Raw genomic sequence first — 18434 nt, forward strand, 5'->3', positions numbered from 1 at the left:
TGTAGCCTTCAGGTCAACGCACCGCCGACTTGGCAGCACGCAGCAATCGATCGGATAAATCCCCAGGGCCCAACGCCCTTGAGAGCGCCAGACCACCTACCATCAAGGCCACGTCGGCCAACGCTTTATCGATGTCTTCAGGGCTTGAAGCCAACTGCGCAATCATCAGTTCCAGGTGCTCGTTCAGCGCTATGCGGAATTCTTCCGGCAGCCGCCCAAGCTCGCCGATGGAGGCCGGAATCGGGCAGGCCGAATCGCTGGAATCGCGATGCTTGCGCGACAGATAGAACGCAGCCACAAGGGCGCGGCGCTCTTCACCGGTCAGCTCGCTGTCCATGTCGGCAATCAGGTCGCGACGGCGACCGAGCAATTGCTTGAACGCCTCAAGCATCATTGCGTCCTTACTTTCGAAGTGGGCGTAGAAGCCACCGACGGTCAGGCCGGCTGCACCCATCACTTCGCCCACGCTCGGTTCAGCCGGGCCGCGCTGGATCAGTGCAGCGCTGGCGGCCTTGAGAATGCGTTCGCGGGTTTGAGCTTTCTTGTCGTTCATCGTCGCCTCCGAATATTACGATAGCAATATTATTCTCATAATAATATTCCGCAAGTCACAAGCGTGACCGCTGGTCTGAAGCACAGTGTTAAGGAAAAAGAGGATTTGGCCAAACGCCAGACAAACAAAAGGGCCATTCAATAATTGAATGACCCTTATAAAATCCCGCAGAGCGGGTAATCGTGGCGTCCCCTAGGGGACTCGAACCCCTGTTACCGCCGTGAAAGGGCGGTGTCCTAGGCCACTAGACGAAGGGGACACAAACCTTCTATACAACTGATCAGCGCTGAGTACTGATCGATTCAAGGCCGGTGTGGCCAGACCTTGAACTGTAAATTGGTGGAGCTAAGCGGGATCGAACCGCTGACCTCCTGCATGCCATGCAGGCGCTCTCCCAGCTGAGCTATAGCCCCGGATTTTTCGCCTCTCGGCGGAGCGACATCTTGCAACATCGCTTCTGTAAAACTGGCGTCCCCTAGGGGACTCGAACCCCTGTTACCGCCGTGAAAGGGCGGTGTCCTAGGCCACTAGACGAAGGGGACGCAAACCCTTCTATACAACTGATCAACGCTGAGTGTTGATCGCTTCGAAGCCGGTGTGGCCAGGCTTCGAAGTGTAAATTGGTGGAGCTAGACGGGATCGAACCGTCGACCTCTTGCATGCCATGCAAGCGCTCTCCCAGCTGAGCTATAGCCCCTCATCGTTGATGTCATCGCTGAGGACGGGGCGAATCTTAAGGGCGTATCGAAAGGCTGTCAAACTTATTTTTGAAAAAATTCAAAATTTTTTGTCGGCATTACAATCACTTACCGCCCTCCCCCCGTAAATTCGGGGGAAAACACCGAAGGACAGGATCAAAAGATCCTGACCTTCGGCGCGTCCTGCAGAGTCAAACGCAATCAGGCGATGGCGCCCAACAGCTTTTCCCACTCTTTGTTTTCTTTCTTCGACACACCGCCCAGCAGGTCAATTGCCTGGCGCAGACGGAAACGGGTCAGGTCCGGCCCGAGGATTTCCATCGCATCGAGCACCGACACCGAACTCGCCTGCCCGGTGATCGCGGCAAACATCAGCGGCATTGCATCACGCAGCTTCAGCTCGAGGGATTCGACCACCGCCTGAATCGTCGCGGTGATGCTGTCTTTCTCCCACTGACGCAGGCTTTCCAGCTTCCACAGGATCAACTGCATCAGTTGACGAACCTGATCGCCCGAAAGCTTTTTCGATTCGAACAGCTTGGCATCCGGATTCACGCCACCGGCGAAGAAGAACCCGGCCAGCGGTGCAACCTGGCTGAAGGTTTCGACACGGCCCTGAACGTGCGGCGCGATCTTCATCATGTATTCGGAATTGAACGCCCACTTCTGCACGCGAGCGGCGAACTCTTCCACCGGCAGATCACGCAGCCACTGGCCGTTGAGCCACGACAGTTTCTCGATGTCGAAGATCGGACCGCCCAGCGACACACGCTTGAGGTCAAAGTTGTCGACCATTTCCTGCAGCGAGAACTTCTCGCGCTCGTCCGGCATCGACCAGCCCATGCGGCCCAAGTAGTTGAGCATCGCCTCAGGCATGAAGCCCATACGCTCGTAGAACGTCACCGAAGTCGGGTTCTTGCGTTTGGACAGCTTGCTCTTGTCCGGGTTACGCAGCAGCGGCATGTAGCACAGCTCCGGTTGTTCCCAGCCGAAGTACTCGTAGAGCAGGATCAGTTTCGGCGCCGACGGCAGCCATTCTTCACCGCGCAGCACGTGGGTGATACCCATCAGGTGATCGTCAACCACGTTGGCCAGGAAGTACGTCGGCAGACCGTCGGTCTTCATCAGCACTTGCATGTCCATGCGATCCCACGGGATCTCGACGTCGCCACGCAGCATGTCCGGAACCACGCAGACGCCTTCGCTCGGCACCTTCATGCGGATCACGTGCGGCTCGCCGGCAGCCAGGCGACGGGCGACTTCTTCCTTGGACAGCAACAGCGCACGGCCGTCGTAACGCGGGGTTTCGCCGCGTGCCATTTGCTCGGCGCGCATCTGGTCCAGCTCTTCGGCGGTGCAGAAGCACGGGAAGGCGTGGCCCATGTCGACCAGTTGCTGGCAATACTTCTGGTAGATATCGCCGCGCTCGCTCTGACGGTACGGGCCGTGCGGGCCGCCAACGTCCGGGCCTTCGCTCCAGTCGATGCCCAGCCAGCGCAGGGCGTCGAAGATCTGCTGTTCGGACTCGCGGGTCGAACGCAACTGATCGGTGTCTTCGATCCGCAGGATGAACTCACCGCCGTGCTGCTTGGCAAAGCAGTAGTTGAACAGTGCGATGTAAGCGGTACCTACGTGGGGATCCCCGGTAGGCGATGGCGCGATGCGAGTGCGGACGGTGGTCATGGCATGTCTCGAAAAGAATGAAAAGCAAAGAACGATCAAGCGGCGAATGGTAACAGGCGACACCCGCCCCGCTCCAGCGGGCAGGGCATTTAAGCCAAGGTTGCGTCTTGAACGCCCGTTGGCCGTGGTGAATGGCCGAATATCAACAGACGGCATTTACCGTTCATCGGCTGTATGCCAGATTCGCCTGCTGATAACTTTCCTTACAATTCCTCGACTACAGTTTGCCCATGCCTGCCCAACTCAAGCGTCGCCTGTTCATTTTCCTGTTGCTGGTCCTGCTGATTGCCGGGGGCTTTTTCGCCCATTGGTTTTTCAAGGGACGCTTTTATGAAAGCACCGACAACGCCTATGTCCAGGGTGAAATCACCCGCGTGTCGAGCCAGTTGAGCGCACGCATCGACGAAGTGCTGGTGCAGGACAACCAGCATGTGGAAAAGGGCCAGCTGCTGATCCGTCTCGAACCGAATGATTTCCGCCTCGCCGTCGATCGCGCCAATGCCGCCCTCGCCACCCGCGAAGCCGAGCGCCTGCAAGCCCAAAGCAAACTGACCCAGCAAGCCAGCCTGATCGCCGCCAGCGATGCGCAAGTGGCAACCACGCAAGCCACCCTCGGGCGCTCGCAGATGGATCTGTCGCGGGCAGAAACCCTGCGCAAACCCGGCTACGTCTCCGAGGAGCGGGTCACCACCCTCTCCGCCGACGCCCACATCGCCCGCTCGCAAGTGGCCAAGGCCCAGGCCGATGCCCAGAGCCAGCGCCAGCAAGTCAATGCACTTACGGCCGAAATCAAACGCCTCGACGCGCAGATCGCCAACGCCCGCGCCGACGTCGCCCAGGCCGAACTGAACCTGACCCGCAGCGAAATCCACGCGCCGATCAGCGGCCTGATCGGCCAGCGTGCCGCGCGTAATGGGCAAGTGGTGCAGGCCGGTGCGTATCTTTTGTCGATCGTTCCGGACGAAGACATTTGGGTGCAGGCCAATTTCAAGGAAACCCAGATCGGCCACATGCAACCCGGACAAAAAGCCGAACTGACCTTCGACGCCTACAGCGACACTCCGATCGAAGCCCGAGTCGAAAGCCTGTTCGCCGCCTCTGGCGCGCAGTTCAGCCTGCTGCCGCCGGACAACGCCACCGGCAACTTCACCAAGGTCGTGCAGCGGATTCCGGTCAAACTGACCTTCAAGGCCGATAACCCGCTGCACGGCAAGATCCGTCCGGGCATGTCCGTCACCGCCACCGTGAACATCAAAGACGCCCCTGACAATGGCCGGTGATTCACTGATCCGCCCGGTCGGCGAACCGACCCGGCGGGACTGGATCGCGGTGATGAGCGTAATGCTCGGCGCCTTCATGGCGGTGCTCGACATCCAGATCACCAACTCCTCGCTCAAGGATATTCAGGGCGCCCTGTCGGCGACGCTAGAAGAAGGCTCGTGGATCTCGACGTCTTATCTGGTGGCGGAAATCATCATGATTCCGCTGACCGCCTGGCTGGTGCAGTTGTTGTCGGCCCGTCGGCTGGCGGTGTGGGTGTCGCTGGGATTTCTGATTTCGTCGCTGTTGTGCTCGATGGCCTGGAGCCTGGAGAGCATGATCGTGTTTCGCGCCATGCAGGGATTCACCGGCGGCGCGCTGATCCCGCTGGCGTTCACCCTGACTCTGATCAAACTCCCCGAACACCACCGGGCCAAAGGCATGGCGATGTTCGCCATGACCGCCACCTTCGCCCCGTCCATCGGCCCGACCCTCGGCGGCTGGCTCACGGAAAACTGGGGCTGGGAGTACATCTTCTATATCAACATTCCGCCGGGACTGATCATGATCGCCGGGCTGATGTACGGGCTGGAGAAGAAAGAAGCGCATTGGGAACTGCTGAAAAGCACCGATTACACCGGCATTCTCACGCTGGGCATCGGCCTCGGTTGCCTGCAGGTTTTTCTTGAGGAAGGCCATCGCAAGGACTGGCTGGAATCGAGCCTGATCGTGACGCTGGGCAGTATCGCCCTGCTGAGTTTGATCACCTTTGTGATCGTGCAGATTTCCAAGCCCAATCCGCTGATCAACCTCGGCATCCTGCGCAATCGCAATTTTGGGCTGTCGAGTATTTCCAGCCTGGGCATGGGCGTCGGGCTGTACGGTTCGATCTATCTGCTGCCGCTGTATCTGGCGCAGATCCAGAACTACAACGCCTTGCAGATCGGCGAAGTGATCATGTGGATGGGCGTGCCGCAGCTGTTTCTGATTCCACTGGTGCCGAAGCTGATGAAGTTCGTCTCGCCGAAATGGCTGTGTACGATCGGTTTCGGCCTGTTCGGGCTGGCGAGTTTTTCCTCCGGGGTGCTCAACCCGGATTTCGCCGGGCCGCAGTTCAACCAGATCCAGATTATCCGCGCCTTGGGCCAGCCGCTGATCATGGTGACTATTTCACTGATCGCCACGGCGTACATCCTGCCGCAGGACGCGGGTTCGGCGTCGAGCCTGTTCAACATCCTGCGCAACCTCGGCGGCGCCATCGGCATCGCCCTGCTCGCAACGCTGCTGGACGCGCGCACCAAGACCTACTTCGATTACCTGCGTGAAGCGGTGGTGCCGACCAATCCGCAGGTGGCCGAACGCCTGGCGTCGATGACTGATCGGTTCGGCAGTGACACGGCGGCGTTGGGCAAGTTGAGCGAGATCGTGCATCAGCAGGCGCTGATCATGGCCTACAACGATGCGTTTCATTTTGTCGGGATTGCGCTGGGGATCAGCATGCTGGCGATTTTGCTGACCAAGAAACTGCCCGCCGGACTGAAGGCCGGCGAGGCACATTAACCTTGAGCGGACGCAGAGCGTCCAGGGCTGCATTCCCACGCAGAGCGTGGGAACGATCAGTCAGACAGCCAACAGCCGCTCACGCAGCTTGGCAATTTCGTCGCGCATCTGCGCTGCCGCTTCGAATTCCAGGTCGCGGGCCAGCTGGTACATCTTCTCTTCCAGTTGGCGAATGCGTTTGGTGATCTCGCTCGGCGAGCGCAATTCGGCTTCGTACTTGGCGTTCTCTTCGGCGGCCTTGGCCATGCCCTTGCGCTTCTTGCTGCGCGAACCGGGCACGGTGGCGCCTTCCATGATGTCGGCGACGTCCTTGAACACGCCCTTCGGCGTGATGCCGTTGGCCAGGTTGAAGGCGATCTGCTTGTCGCGACGACGCTCGGTTTCACCAATAGCCCTCTCCATCGAACCAGTAATGCGGTCCGCGTAGAGAATCGCCCGGCCATTGAGGTTCCGCGCCGCGCGGCCGATGGTCTGGATCAGCGAACGCTCGGAACGCAGGAAACCCTCCTTGTCCGCGTCGAGAATCGCCACCAGCGATACTTCCGGCATGTCCAGACCTTCACGCAGCAGGTTGATCCCCACCAACACATCGAACGTGCCCAAACGCAGGTCGCGGATGATTTCGACCCGCTCGACGGTGTCGATGTCCGAGTGCAGATAACGCACGCGCACGCCGTGATCGGCCAGGTAATCGGTCAAGTCTTCAGCCATGCGTTTGGTCAGCGTGGTGACCAGCACTCGCTCCTCCACCGCAACACGTTTGGTGATTTCCGACAATAGATCGTCGACCTGAGTCAGCGCCGGGCGTACTTCAACCTGCGGGTCGACCAGACCGGTGGGGCGCACCACTTGCTCGATCACCCGACCTGCGTGTTCGGCTTCGTAGTTGCCGGGCGTGGCCGAGACGAAAATCGTCTGTGGGCTCACCGCTTCCCACTCGTCGAAGCGCATCGGCCGGTTGTCCAGCGCCGACGGCAGGCGGAAGCCATACTCCACGAGAGTTTCCTTACGCGAACGGTCGCCCTTATACATCGCGCCGACTTGCGGCACGCTGACGTGGGATTCGTCGATCACCAGCAAGGCGTCGGCCGGCAGGTAATCGTAGAGCGTTGGCGGCGCAGCGCCGGCCGGACGACCCGACAGATAGCGCGAGTAGTTTTCGATGCCGTTGCAGTAGCCGAGCTCGAGGATCATCTCCAGGTCGAACCGGGTGCGCTGCTCAAGACGCTGGGCTTCCACCAGTTTGTTGTTGTTGCGCAGATACTCGAGGCGCTCCTGCAACTCGACCTTGATCCCTTCGATGGCGTCGAGCAGGGTTTCCCGCGGCGTCACGTAGTGGCTCTTCGGATAGAAGGTGAAGCGCGGCAGCTTGCGGATGACTTCACCGGTCAGCGGGTCGAACGCGGAAATGCTTTCCACCTCGTCATCGAACAACTCGATGCGGATCGCTTCCAGGTCGGATTCCGCCGGGTAGATGTCGATCACATCGCCGCGCACCCGGAAGGTCGCACGGGCGAAATCCATGTCATTGCGGGTGTATTGCAGGTCGGCCAGGCGCCGCACCAGCGCACGCTGGTCGAGCTTGTCGCCGCGATCGACATGCAAGACCATTTTCAAATAGGTTTCCGGGCTGCCCAGACCGTAGATGCACGACACCGTGGTGACGATGATCGCGTCCTTGCGCTCGAGCAATGCCTTGGTCGCTGACAGACGCATCTGCTCGATGTGGTCGTTGATCGACGCATCCTTCTCGATGAAGGTGTCGGACGACGGCACATAGGCTTCGGGCTGGTAGTAGTCGTAGTAGGAAACGAAGTACTCGACAGCGTTGTTCGGGAAGAACGACTTGAACTCGCCGTACAACTGCGCGGCCAGGGTCTTGTTCGGCGCCAGAACCAGGGTCGGACGCTGCACCTGGGCGATCACGTTGGCGATGCTGAAGGTCTTGCCCGACCCGGTCACCCCGAGCAGCGTCTGGTGCGACAGCCCGGCTTCGATGCCTTCGACCATCAGGCGAATGGCTTCAGGCTGATCGCCGGCAGGGTCGAAACGGGTGACGAGCTGGAATTCAGACATAAACACCTCTGGAATCGCGATGCGGCGGGCAACCGCAGTACCACGAGAAAGACCGCAAACGACCGATGTCGCGCAAGGAAAAACGAAGATTGTGCTGAATGTGGAGCCGATTGCCTCGCCTTTCAAGGCAAACGTCCTACATCCGGTAAAGTCTCTGACAGGTTCATTCGACTAACGGTCGAGAAATAATCGGAAAAACTTACCTTAAAAGCCGATTCGCCTGTCGCCATTGATCGATGATGGCCTCTATACTAGCTCCCCGTTTGTGCACCGCTCTAGTGCATTCGGCTGGAGCGCCACACGTCCCTCCACTCTCCAATAGAGCTGCCGTAAAAATGAGCCTGTTCTCCGCTGTCGAAATGGCACCCCGCGATCCAATCCTGGGCCTCAACGAAGCATTCAACGCCGATACCCGGACCAATAAGGTCAACCTTGGGGTGGGTGTGTACTGCAACGAAGAGGGGCGAATTCCACTCCTGCGCGCCGTCATCGAAGCCGAAACCATTCGCGCCGCTCAGCACGCCTCGCGCGGCTACCTGCCAATCGACGGCATCGCGGCCTACGACCAGGCCGTGCAAAAGCTGCTGTTCGGCAATGATTCGCCACTGCTTGCAGCTGGCCGCGTTGTCACCACTCAGGCCGTCGGCGGGACCGGCGCACTGAAAATCGGTGCCGACTTCCTCAAGCAATTGCTGCCGAATGCCGTTGTAGCGATCAGCGACCCGAGCTGGGAAAACCACCGCGCCCTGTTCGAAACCGCCGGTTTCCCGGTGCAGAACTACCGCTACTACGACGCCGCCACCCACGACGTGAACCGTGCCGGCCTGCTGGAAGACCTCAACGCCCTGCCGAACGGCTCGATCATCGTGCTGCACGCCTGCTGCCACAACCCGACCGGCGTCGACCTGAGCCCGGCGGACTGGAACAACGTGCTGGAAGCGGTCAAGACCAAAGGTCACGTGCCGTTCCTCGATATGGCTTACCAGGGTTTCGGTGACGGCATCGCCGAAGACGCCGCTGCCGTGCGTCTGTTTGCTGAATCCGGCCTGACCTTCTTCGTCTCGAGCTCGTTCTCCAAGTCGTTCTCGCTGTATGGCGAGCGTGTCGGTGCACTGTCGATCATCAGCGAATCGAAAGAAGAAAGCGCCCGCGTCCTGTCGCAAGTCAAACGCGTGATCCGCACCAACTACTCCAACCCGCCGACCCACGGCGCAAGCATCGTTGCCGCTGTGCTGAACAGCCCGGAACTGCGCGCTCAGTGGGAAGCCGAACTGGCTGAAATGCGCCTGCGCATTCGCGGCATGCGCGAGCAGATGGTTGCTCTGCTGGCGAAGAAAGCCCCGCAGCGTGACTTCAGCTTCGTCGGTCGTCAGCGCGGCATGTTCTCCTACTCCGGCCTGACCACCGAACAGGTTCACCGCCTGCGCAATGAGTTCGGCATCTACGCCCTGGACACCGGCCGCATCTGCGTCGCCGCGCTGAACCAGAGCAACATCGAAGCCGTGACGGACGCCATCGTTCAGGTCATCTGACCCGACGCGGCACTAAAAACGGGAAGCTTTCGGGCTTCCCGTTTTTTATTTGTCTAAAGAAAAACCGATACACCCTCTAGACTGCACCCAAACGATATTTCAGAGAACCGATATGAAAAACGACGACCTGCGCGCCGACCGCGACGATCTGGATGACTTCATCCCCCGCGCCCCGGCCAAACGCGGCAACAACCTGGTGCTGCAAGTCGCGGCCGGGGTGTTTCTCGGCGGGCTGGCGCTGTGGCTGGTGCAACTGGGCGCAACGATGCTGTACGCCAAACTGATGCTCGGCACCTTCACGTTCGGCGGTTAAGCCAGTTCCGCTGCACGCTGAGTCGCCGCATCGTCATAAACGACGTAGAGCGATTCGGCGATCTGGCTCTTGATGGCCTTGGTGCTTTCCAGACCGAGGACAAAACCTTCGGCCTTGCCGCCTGCACGGTTCAGCTCTTCAGCCGTGGCGGCCTGAGTGATCGCGTCGAAAAGCTTTTCGGCGTGTGTACCGACGCCTTTGGGCAGGCTGATTTGTGCGGTGCTCATGCGAACACCTCGACAGGACGATGAGTGAGGATGGGGCTATTCATGGCGCGTACCTTTTCGGCGAATGGCCGGCAGCGCGTGTGACCACTTCCGGGCGGCCATGGTAGACCTCTGCTACGGTTCTGGTAACCGCCAATCGCCGATAAACCGCCGCCCGTCCTGACCTTTCCAGAAAATTTACATCTCGCGCTTGACTAGTCTTTTTAAATCAGTAACATACGCACCAATTCCGCAATAGCTCAGTTGGTAGAGCAAGTGACTGTTAATCACTGGGTCCCTGGTTCGAGTCCAGGTTGTGGAGCCAAATACAGAGCCCCTGAATCGAAAGATTCAGGGGCTTTTTTGTGGGCATTGAAAAAGTCAGCGCCATAAAAAGGGCCGATCAGTTTCGCAACTGATCGGCCCTTTTCATTCAACTACAACGGTCAGACGTGCTCGCTGCTCTTGGCATGTACCTTCGGCACGCCGTGACCGTGATCCGCATCCGGATCGATCACCGGCACTTCATTGCCGTCGCAGTCGTGCAGTTTGCCGTCGCTGAAGTAGTCGCCTTCACGCAACGCTGCCAGATCGCGATAACGCAGGGTCCGCTCTTCTGCCGCCGCAAACACCGACTGCTGATCCGAGTTGCCCGCCGTGAAGTGGTTGAACGCCAGGTTCAGCAGGATCGCCATGATCGCCGACGAGCTGATGCCCGAATGGAAAATCGTCGCGAACCAGCTCGGGAAGTGATCGTAGAAGTTCGGTGCGGCAATCGGGATCATGCCGAAGCCGATCGAGGTGGCGACGATGATCAGGTTGACGTTGTTGCGATAATCGACCTTGGACAGCGTGCGGATACCGCTCGCCGCCACGGTGCCGAACAGCACGATACCGGCACCACCGAGTACCGAGGTCGGCACCGCTGCGATGACCCGGCCCATGAACGGCAGCAGGCCGAGGATCACCAGGAAGATACCGCCGGTCGCCACCACATAGCGGCTCTTGATCCCGGTCACCGCCACCAGCCCGACGTTCTGGGCGAAGGCGCTCTGGGTGAACGAGCCGAAGATCGGCGCGAACATGCTCGACAGCATGTCCGCCCGCAGGCCGTTGCCCAGGCGTTTGGAGTCGACCTTGGTGCCGATGATTTCACCGACCGCCAGGATGTCCGCCGAGGTTTCCACCAGGGTCACCATGACCACGATGCACATCGACAGGATCGCGGCGAAGTGGAAGGTCGGCATGCCGAAATGGAACGGCGTCGGGAAGCCGAACATCGGGCCCTGGGTGACGTTGGAGAAATCCGCCATGCCGAGGAACACCGCCAGCACCGTGCCGATCACCATGGCCAACAGGATCGACAGACGCGAGATGGTGGAACTGCCGACCTTGCTCAGCAGCAACACCAGCACCAGCGTGACCGCCGCCAGACCGATGTTCTGCATGCTGCCGAAGTCAGGCGCGTGGCTGTTACCGCCCATGGCCCAGCGTGCGGCCACCGGCATCAGCGTCAGGCCGATGGTAGTGATCACGATGCCGGTAACAAGCGGAGGAAAGAACTTGGTGATTCGCGAAAAAACCGGCGTGATCAGCAAACCGATCAACGACGCGGCTATCACTGCGCCGAGCACCGACTGGAAGCCGCCCTCCCCGCCACTGCTGACAATCGCCACCATGGTGGCAACGCCGGAGAACGACACGCCCTGCACCAGCGGCAACTGACAGCCGAAAAACGGTAAACCCAGGGTTTGCAGCAACGTGGCCAGCCCCCCCGCAAACAATGAAGCAGCAATCAACAGACCGATGTCCGCCGGCGAAAGCCCGGCGGCCTGACCGATGATCAGTGGCACCGCGACGATACCGCCATACATGGTCAGAACGTGTTGCAGGCCGTAAGCCATATTCGCGCCGACCCCGAGATTCTCGTCCTCGGGCCGTTGGTGTGAAACATGGGGCGTTTTCATGGTGGGGGAGTTCCCTGGTTTTTGTTATGCGCACACTGTATGCAAGAGTCAGGACAAATGTCCATAGACTTGTATACAACTTATCAGTCACATAATGGTTAGCTAGCCACCCAACCTTCTATCTCGCTGCTTTCATCCCACAAATTCGGCAACACATCCCCAATCGAGTCCACGCTTTATCCGCCCAAGCAAAAGTGTTCATGGCAACCGACGGCGCGGCGCGTTCTTTTTATACATATAAAGTATGCATAATGAAGTCATTCAAGATTCGGTCCGATAAAAGCAAGAATGCTGCCAACGCATTCGAGCCCAGCGAGCGATGGCACTTTGTGCAGAGGTGATCAATGAAAGATGAATACAATTTCAGCGACGGTAAACGCGGCGCCATTGCTCCCACCAAGGGTAAAACGCGCATCACCATCATGCTCGATGACGCGGTGATCGAAGCCGCGCGCGAGGTCGCTGAAAGCGAGGGGTTTGGCTATCAGACGGTCATCAACAACACCCTGCGCCACGCATTGCTTAACAGCCGCGGCGCTACCGAGGAACTCGAACATTCCAGCGGGCCATTCAAGCAAGGCATCACCGCCACCGACCTCAAGAGCCTTGAGAAAAAACTGTCGGCGGCCGTGAACGAGATCCGGCGGGTGCTGGAACCGGACGTCAAACCGTAGCGTTCAAACTGGCTGAATCAAGCGCGCCAGAGCCTCTCGTGCACCGGGCTGGTGCGGCAAGTGCAGGCCGAACTCCCGTTCCAGCAATTCGATCAGTTCATCGACATCCGTCACTTCACGCCGCTCGCTCTCGGCGCCCATGCGATGGATCGCGAAACTGCCGTTGTTCAAGGTGCGCCGCCAGCCGTCGCCCGTACGCGCCACCATCAGGCGCTGGGCAAATGGCGAGTCCGGGTGAGTCGAGACGTACCAGTTGCCGAGGGTGTAATCGATGTCTTCCTGGCGCTGCAGGTCGAACAGGTACATCGGCCGCCATTCGCCAGCAACCTTGGCCCGCAGCATGTAGCCATCGGCCTGCACTTCGATGCGATACGGTTCGTGCGGCGTGGATTGCTCGGCGTCGGTATCGAGCACCAGTGGCGCGGTCGGCACCATGCCGCCGAAGCCGACGTCGGTGATGTAGCGCACGTCGTCAATGGTCATCAGGCTCAAGCGATGAGTGCGCGCCGTCCAGCTGCCCTCGGGCTGATTCATGACCACGCGCCCGCTGATCCCCCGCGCATCGAACCCCAGCTCCAGCAGCAAGGCCAGAAACAGGTTGTTCAGCTCGTAGCAGTAACCGCCACGGGCGTCATTAAAGACTTTGCGTTCGATGGACGGCAGATCGATCAGGACGGGCTCGCCACTGAGCGTCGACAGGTTTTCGAAAGGAAAGGCGCCGGTATGACGCAGTTGCAACGAGCGCAGGGTTTCAAGTGTCGGTGCCGGAGGCGCATCGAATCCCAGGCGTTGCAGGTACTGTTTCAGATTCGTCAGGCGTGGCTCGCTCATGGCTGGGTCCTTTTGCATGGGGCGCGGATCGTTCCGCCGATGGTCGCCATGTATACGGGATCCGGGCATCGAATCGACAATTGAATTAACCAATCACCTGCTAGCGCCTTTTACGCGAATCGATGCGAATCCATGTCGGCGCATGGTCGCTGGCATGCGGTTCGTTGCGCACCCAGGCATCCACACCGGCCTCGTGCAGATAGGGGCTCAGCTTTGGATTGAGCAGCAGATGGTCGATCCGCAGCCCGGAGTTCTTCTGCCAGTGTTGGCGGAAATAATCCCAGAAGGTGTACAGCCGATCTTCGGGATACAGATGCCGCAACGAATCGGTCCAGCCCTGATCCAGCAGGCGCTGATAGCACTCGCGGCTCTCCGGTTGCAACAACGCATCCTTGAGCCACGAACGGGTGTTGTAGATATCCAGATCGGTAGGCACCACGTTGTAATCGCCGGCCAGTACCACCGGATGATCGCTGCTTTGCAAATCCCGGGCGTATTTGATCAGGCGTTCGAACCAGGCCAGTTTGTAGTCGAACTTCGGCCCCGGTTGCGGGTTGCCATTGGGCAGGTACAGGCACCCCACCAGCACTCCATGCACCGCCGCTTCGAGGTAGCGGCTGTGTTTATCGTCGGGATCGCCGGGCAGGCCGCGCCGGCTCTCCAGCGGTTGCGCATCGCGGGCAAGAATCGCCACGCCGTTCCATGACGCCTGTCCGTGCCAGATGGCGCCATAACCGGCGGCCTCCAGATCGGCGGCAGGAAACGCGCTGTCCACCAGTTTCAGCTCCTGCAAGCAGGCGATGTCCGGCTGCTCGCGCCTGAGCCATTCCAGCAGATTCGGCAGTCGAGCCCGCAAGCCGTTGACGTTGAACGTGGCAATGCGCATTTTTTTCATCGTCCGGATTCCTGCCATTGACCGATAAAAACTGTGACATCCACCCACCGCGACGGTTGCGTCTGATCCATCCAGTACGGCGTAATAAGCCCTCGCCCGATCCGCCGAGAATCCCCATATGCAAACCACGTTGCAAGGTCAGGGCATCATCCTGCGCCCGCTTCAATACACCGACGCCGATGCCCTGCTCCACGCGGCTGCCGACGGGGAACTGTGGAACCTCACGGTCACCGTGGTGCCGTCGGCCACCACCGTCGACGCTTACCTGAAAAAGGCCCTCGACGGCCGTGAGGCTGGGACGGTCATGCCGTTTGTCATCGTGCTGAAGGAAACCGGCGAAGTGATCGGCTCGACCCGCTTCTGGAAGATCGACCCGCTCAACCGCAAGCTGGAGATCGGCAGCAGCTGGATCTCGGCACGCTTTCAGAAGACCTTCGTCAACACCGAAGCCAAGTACCTGATGCTGCGCCACGCCTTCGAGGTGCTCGATTGCGTGCGAGTACAATTCACCACCGACGAAAACAACCAGAAGTCGCGCAATGCGATCCTGCGGCTCGGCGCGCAGCAGGAAGGCATCGTCCGCCACGAACGCATCATGCCAGACGGCCGCAAGCGCAACTCGGTGCGCTTCAGCATCATCGATGACGAATGGCCGCAAGTGCGCCTGAACCTGGAACGCAAACTGGCGGACTACGGACTGCGCTGACGGTCAGACGCGATTGCGCAGCCATTGCAGGAAGCCTTTCTTCGGCGCCGCTACCGGCGTTTCTTCGGTCAGGGATTGCGCCTTGTGCAGACGGAAATCGAGCAACGCCTGCATCGCGTCGTTGATGTCGTGACGGGCGTCCAGGCACGGCTTGAGATAAGACTTCTCGATGCGGTACAGCGCGCAGAAGGTCTTGGCGGAGAAGTCGGCCGGCAATGATGTATCGGACAGAATCCCCGCCTCGCCGATCACTTCGCCCGGGCCCATCCGCCCAGACTCGAACGGTGTGCCGTGGCGTTTGAGCGTCACCGAGACCACGCCGGATTCGATGATGAACAGGTGATCGCTGACCTCGCCGCCCGCAAGAATCACCTCGCCGGCACGGAAAGTCTGCAGGGTCATGTTCTGGCTGAAGGTTTCTTTCTCCTCCTGACGCAGGGTGGAGAAAATCGGCGAGCTGTCGAGCAACGCCCGTGGCCTTGAGAGATTGCTCGGCACGCCGGGCTCATCGCTCGACAGCAGATTGACCCCGGACGCTTGCAGGTGTCGGTACGCCAGGTCGAACAGCTGATTGCGCACCACACGTTTTTCGCTCATCGAGGCGACAAACCCGCTGATTTCATATTCGGTGCCGGCACTGCTGGAGTTCTTCAGCGCAACGCTCGGCGCGGGGCTCTCCAGCAATTGGCGGCAACCCTGCATCGCCCGCTCCAGGGCATCAATCACCGAGCTGGGCCGAGCATGGGGACTGACCTGCACGCTGACGGCAACCCCGAACATATTGCTCGGCCGGCTGAAGTTGATGATCTTGGCCTTGGCCGCCAGCGAGTTGGGAATCACCGCCATGCTGCCCTGACTGGTTTGCAGCCGCGTGGCGCGCCAGTCGATGTCGGTGACCCGGCCTTCGGTGCCGTCGATGGAGATCCAGTCATCCAGTTGATAAGGCTTGGTGGTGTTGAGCACGATCCCGGAAAACACGTCACTCAAAGTGCTCTGCAACGCCAGACCGACGATGATCGCCAACGCCCCGGACGTCGCCAGCACGCCTTTGACCGGCAGGTCCAGCACGTAGGCCAGCGCCGCGATGATCGCAATCAGGAAGATCACCGCGCCCAGCAGATCCTGCAACAGCCGCCCGGTGTGCCCGACCCGCTGCATCATCACCGCGCCGATCAACACCGTCAGGGTCCGCGCGCCGAACAGCCACCAGCCGATCTGCAGCCCGGTCGCCGCCAGGTGCAACGGCACGTTGTCGGCCCACGGCGCAGGCTCCATCGGATTGAGCCCTTCGTTGAACAGCAAAATGCTGAACAGGGCAAAAATCAGCACCCGCACCAACAGTTTCCACGAACTGCCGTGGGAGCTGATCAGACGCCACAGACCGAGATCGATCAGGATCAGGATCAAGGCGCAAAACAACGGATGATCGGTGAGCAGAGACAGCATCAAACAACTCCGACAGGGGCCAGTCGCGAGAAGATCGCACAGATTGGGCTCAGTGTAGGAGTAATTGATTTGGCGGGATGAGCGCCACCGAACGCGCTCGAAAAAAACCGGCAGGCGCACGTGGCACCTGCCGGGATTTTCAGCCGTGCATCTGGCCGAAACGGCCGGACTGGAAGTCGGCGAAAGCCTGATGGATTTCCTGCTCGGTGTTCATCACGAACGGGCCGTGGCCGACGATCGGCTCGTCGATCGGCTCGCCGCTAAGCAGCAGCACCACTGCGTCCTGGCTGGCTTCGAGGGTGATGCGATCGCCATCACGCTCGAACAGCGCCAACTGACCTTCACGCATCGACTCCCCACCGTTGATCTGTACCGAACCCTTTAACACCACCAGTGCGGTGTTGCGGCCTTCGTGCAGATCGAGCGAGAGCAACTTGCCGGTGTTCAGCCGCAGATCCCACACATCGATAGGCGTGAACGTGCGGGATGGGCCCTTGTGACCGTCGAACTCACCGGCGATCAGACGCAGGCTGCCGGCGCCATCCTTGAGCGCGATATTCGGAATCTCACTGTCCAGAATGGTCTGGTAACCCGGCGCGGCCATTTTGTCCTTGGCCGGCAGATTCACCCACAGCTGCACCATTTCCAGGTTGCCGCCGGTTCGAGCGAAGTTTTCCGAATGGAATTCCTCATGCAGGATTCCGGAAGCCGCCGTCATCCATTGCACATCGCCCGGGCCGATGGTGCCGCCACTGCCGGTGGAGTCGCGGTGCTGCACTTCGCCTTCGTAAACGATGGTCACGGTTTCGAAGCCACGGTGCGGATGCTGGCCCACGCCACGGCGTTCGGTGGTCGGGGTGAATTGCGCGGGGCCGGCGTGGTCCAGCAGCAGGAACGGGCTGACGTGCTTGCCCAGGTTGTCGTAGGAAAACAGGGTACGCACCGGAAACCCATCGCCGACCCAGTGGCCGCGAGGGCTGGTGTAGATACCGATAAGGTTTTTCATGGTGGACTCCGTCATCAGGTTGATCATGGAGCGATCATAAATTCGCCACGTATTTAGTACTAGTCAGCCAAAACCGTCCTCATCGTTCTATTGGTGGAACGATACCGATTGCGGTGATTCGTGACTTTCAGTCAACAGTACTTTGCCCCGACAGCGGTTTTTTCCGAGGAATCAGACGCGGATACTCCTGCCCATTCCCACTGCAACCCTGGAGTCCTGCATGTCTCTTCCCGCTTTCGGTCTTGGTACGTTTCGCCTGCAAGGTCAGGTGGTCATCGATTCGGTGAGCACTGCCCTTGAGCTCGGTTACCGGGTCATCGACACCGCTCAGATCTACGAAAACGAAGCCGACGTTGGCGAGGCCATCGCTGCCAGCGGCATCGCCCGCCAAGAGCTGTTCATCACCAGCAAGATCTGGATCGCCAACTTCGCCAAGGATCGTCTGATCGAAAGCCTCAAGGAGAGCCTGCAAAAGCTGCAGACCGATTACCTCGACCTGACGCTGATCCACTGGCCATCGCCGGAAGATCAAGTGCCGGTCGAAGAGTTCATGGGCGCGCTGATGGAAGCCAAACGCCTGGGCCTGACCCGACAGATCGGCGTGTCCAACTTCACCATCGACCTGATGAAACAGGCGATTGCTGCGGTCGGCGCGGAAAATATCGCTACCAATCAGATCGAATTGCACCCGTACCTGCAAAACCGCAAGGTCGTGGAATTCGCCCAGAGTCAGGGCATCCAGATCACGTCGTACATGACCCTGGCCTATGGCGAAGTGTTGAAGGATCCGCTGATCGTGCAGATCGCCGAGCGTCTGCAAGCCACCCCGGCGCAGGTCACCCTGGCGTGGGCGATGCAATCGGGTTACGCGGTGATTCCGTCGTCGACCAAGCGCGCCAACCTGCAAGGCAACCTCGGCGCCACGGCGCTGATCCTGAGCGACGCCGACATGGCGCGGATCGCCACACTGGATCGCGGCCATCGCCTGACCAGCCCCAAAGGCATCGCGCCGCAGTGGGATTGACCGA

General features: G+C 59.8%; 16 protein-coding genes and 5 tRNA genes. 8 read left to right on the plus strand and 13 right to left on the minus strand.

What is annotated here, in order from left to right:
- Positions 1–13 precede the first annotated feature (13 nt).
- The 6 genes from GQX66_RS17915 to gltX all read right to left on the minus strand — a co-directional run bounded on the left by GQX66_RS17915 (position 14) and on the right by gltX (position 2934).
- Positions 14–553 (minus strand): TetR/AcrR family transcriptional regulator, encoded by a 540-nt coding sequence (locus GQX66_RS17915; protein WP_007956432.1) that lies wholly within the window; start codon positions 551–553, stop codon positions 14–16.
- 183 nt (positions 554–736) lie between these two features.
- Positions 737–812: transfer RNA gene (locus GQX66_RS17920), tRNA-Glu, on the minus strand.
- A 78-nt stretch (positions 813–890) separates the two neighbouring features.
- Positions 891–966: transfer RNA gene (locus tag GQX66_RS17925), tRNA-Ala, on the minus strand.
- A gap of 53 nt (positions 967–1019) precedes the next feature.
- Positions 1020–1095 (minus strand) — tRNA-Glu (locus tag GQX66_RS17930).
- A gap of 79 nt (positions 1096–1174) precedes the next feature.
- Positions 1175–1250 (minus strand) — tRNA-Ala (locus GQX66_RS17935).
- A gap of 202 nt (positions 1251–1452) precedes the next feature.
- Positions 1453–2934 (minus strand): glutamate--tRNA ligase, encoded by a 1482-nt coding sequence (gene gltX / locus GQX66_RS17940; RefSeq protein ID WP_007956429.1) that lies wholly within the window; start codon positions 2932–2934, stop codon positions 1453–1455.
- A gap of 230 nt (positions 2935–3164) precedes the next feature.
- On the opposite strand from gltX, the gene GQX66_RS17945 reads away from it, so the two are divergent.
- On the plus strand, positions 3165–4214 hold the full coding sequence (locus GQX66_RS17945) for an HlyD family secretion protein (RefSeq protein ID WP_240870256.1): 1050 nt from the start codon (positions 3165–3167) through the stop codon (positions 4212–4214).
- Positions 4215–4263: 49 nt separating this feature from the next.
- Positions 4264–5754: an MDR family MFS transporter gene (locus GQX66_RS17950; protein WP_170844900.1), complete on the plus strand. Its 1491-nt coding sequence runs from the start codon at positions 4264–4266 to the stop codon at positions 5752–5754.
- A gap of 60 nt (positions 5755–5814) precedes the next feature.
- Here GQX66_RS17950 and uvrB read toward each other — a convergent pair whose 3' ends face one another.
- A complete protein-coding gene (uvrB, locus tag GQX66_RS17955) occupies positions 5815–7830 on the minus strand; it encodes an excinuclease ABC subunit UvrB (protein ID WP_129973129.1) in 2016 nt (671 codons plus the stop codon).
- Between the two features lie 335 nt (positions 7831–8165).
- Here uvrB and GQX66_RS17960 point away from each other — a divergent pair, with 335 nt between their 5' ends.
- Positions 8166–9362, plus strand: coding sequence for an amino acid aminotransferase (locus GQX66_RS17960; RefSeq protein ID WP_129973128.1), 1197 nt, complete (start codon positions 8166–8168; stop codon positions 9360–9362).
- 112 nt (positions 9363–9474) lie between these two features.
- Positions 9475–9675, plus strand: coding sequence for a hypothetical protein (locus tag GQX66_RS17965; protein WP_007956421.1), 201 nt, complete (start codon positions 9475–9477; stop codon positions 9673–9675).
- Here GQX66_RS17965 and GQX66_RS17970 read toward each other — a convergent pair.
- Positions 9672–9902, minus strand: a complete 231-nt coding sequence (locus tag GQX66_RS17970; RefSeq protein WP_102686996.1) for a hypothetical protein — start codon at positions 9900–9902, stop codon at positions 9672–9674. The genes GQX66_RS17965 and GQX66_RS17970 overlap by 4 nt on opposite strands.
- 228 nt (positions 9903–10130) lie before the next feature.
- Between GQX66_RS17970 and GQX66_RS17975 the strand changes: the two genes are divergently transcribed.
- Positions 10131–10206: transfer RNA gene (locus GQX66_RS17975), tRNA-Asn, on the plus strand.
- A gap of 121 nt (positions 10207–10327) precedes the next feature.
- On the opposite strand, the gene GQX66_RS17980 is transcribed toward GQX66_RS17975, so the two are convergent.
- Positions 10328–11848 carry a nucleobase:cation symporter-2 family protein gene (locus GQX66_RS17980; protein ID WP_085747843.1) on the minus strand — a complete coding sequence of 507 codons (1521 nt, stop codon included), beginning with the start codon at positions 11846–11848 and terminating at the stop codon, positions 10328–10330.
- 344 nt (positions 11849–12192) lie between these two features.
- On the opposite strand from GQX66_RS17980, the gene GQX66_RS17985 reads away from it, so the two are divergent.
- Positions 12193–12522: a BrnA antitoxin family protein gene (locus GQX66_RS17985; RefSeq protein ID WP_085747844.1), complete on the plus strand. Its 330-nt coding sequence runs from the start codon at positions 12193–12195 to the stop codon at positions 12520–12522.
- A gap of 3 nt (positions 12523–12525) precedes the next feature.
- Here the strand turns inward: GQX66_RS17985 and GQX66_RS17990 are convergent, their stop codons facing one another.
- Together GQX66_RS17990 and GQX66_RS17995 are read right to left on the minus strand one after the other, a co-directional pair.
- The gene (locus GQX66_RS17990) at positions 12526–13353 is read right to left on the minus strand and encodes an arylamine N-acetyltransferase (protein WP_240870259.1); all 828 of its coding nucleotides are present in this window, start codon (positions 13351–13353) and stop codon (positions 12526–12528) included.
- 100 nt (positions 13354–13453) lie between these two features.
- Positions 13454–14248 (minus strand): exodeoxyribonuclease III, encoded by a 795-nt coding sequence (locus tag GQX66_RS17995; protein ID WP_085747846.1) that lies wholly within the window; start codon positions 14246–14248, stop codon positions 13454–13456.
- A 118-nt stretch (positions 14249–14366) separates the two neighbouring features.
- On the opposite strand from GQX66_RS17995, the gene GQX66_RS18000 reads away from it, so the two are divergent.
- On the plus strand, positions 14367–14954 hold the full coding sequence (locus GQX66_RS18000; protein WP_127797464.1) for a GNAT family protein: 588 nt from the start codon (positions 14367–14369) through the stop codon (positions 14952–14954).
- A gap of 3 nt (positions 14955–14957) precedes the next feature.
- On the opposite strand, the gene GQX66_RS18005 is transcribed toward GQX66_RS18000, so the two are convergent.
- The gene (locus GQX66_RS18005; RefSeq protein ID WP_129973125.1) at positions 14958–16400 is read right to left on the minus strand and encodes a mechanosensitive ion channel family protein; all 1443 of its coding nucleotides are present in this window, start codon (positions 16398–16400) and stop codon (positions 14958–14960) included.
- A gap of 139 nt (positions 16401–16539) precedes the next feature.
- Positions 16540–17406, minus strand: coding sequence for a pirin family protein (locus tag GQX66_RS18010; RefSeq protein ID WP_085747924.1), 867 nt, complete (start codon positions 17404–17406; stop codon positions 16540–16542).
- Between the two features lie 220 nt (positions 17407–17626).
- On the opposite strand from GQX66_RS18010, the gene dkgB reads away from it, so the two are divergent.
- Entirely contained in the window at positions 17627–18430 is an 804-nt protein-coding gene (gene dkgB / locus GQX66_RS18015) for a 2,5-didehydrogluconate reductase DkgB (protein WP_085747849.1), read from the plus strand.
- Positions 18431–18434: the final 4 nt, after the last annotated feature.

Source organism: Pseudomonas sp. B707, assembly GCF_022496685.1.
In the GTDB taxonomy this organism is placed as follows: Bacteria; Pseudomonadota; Gammaproteobacteria; order Pseudomonadales; family Pseudomonadaceae; genus Aquipseudomonas; species Aquipseudomonas paraglycinae.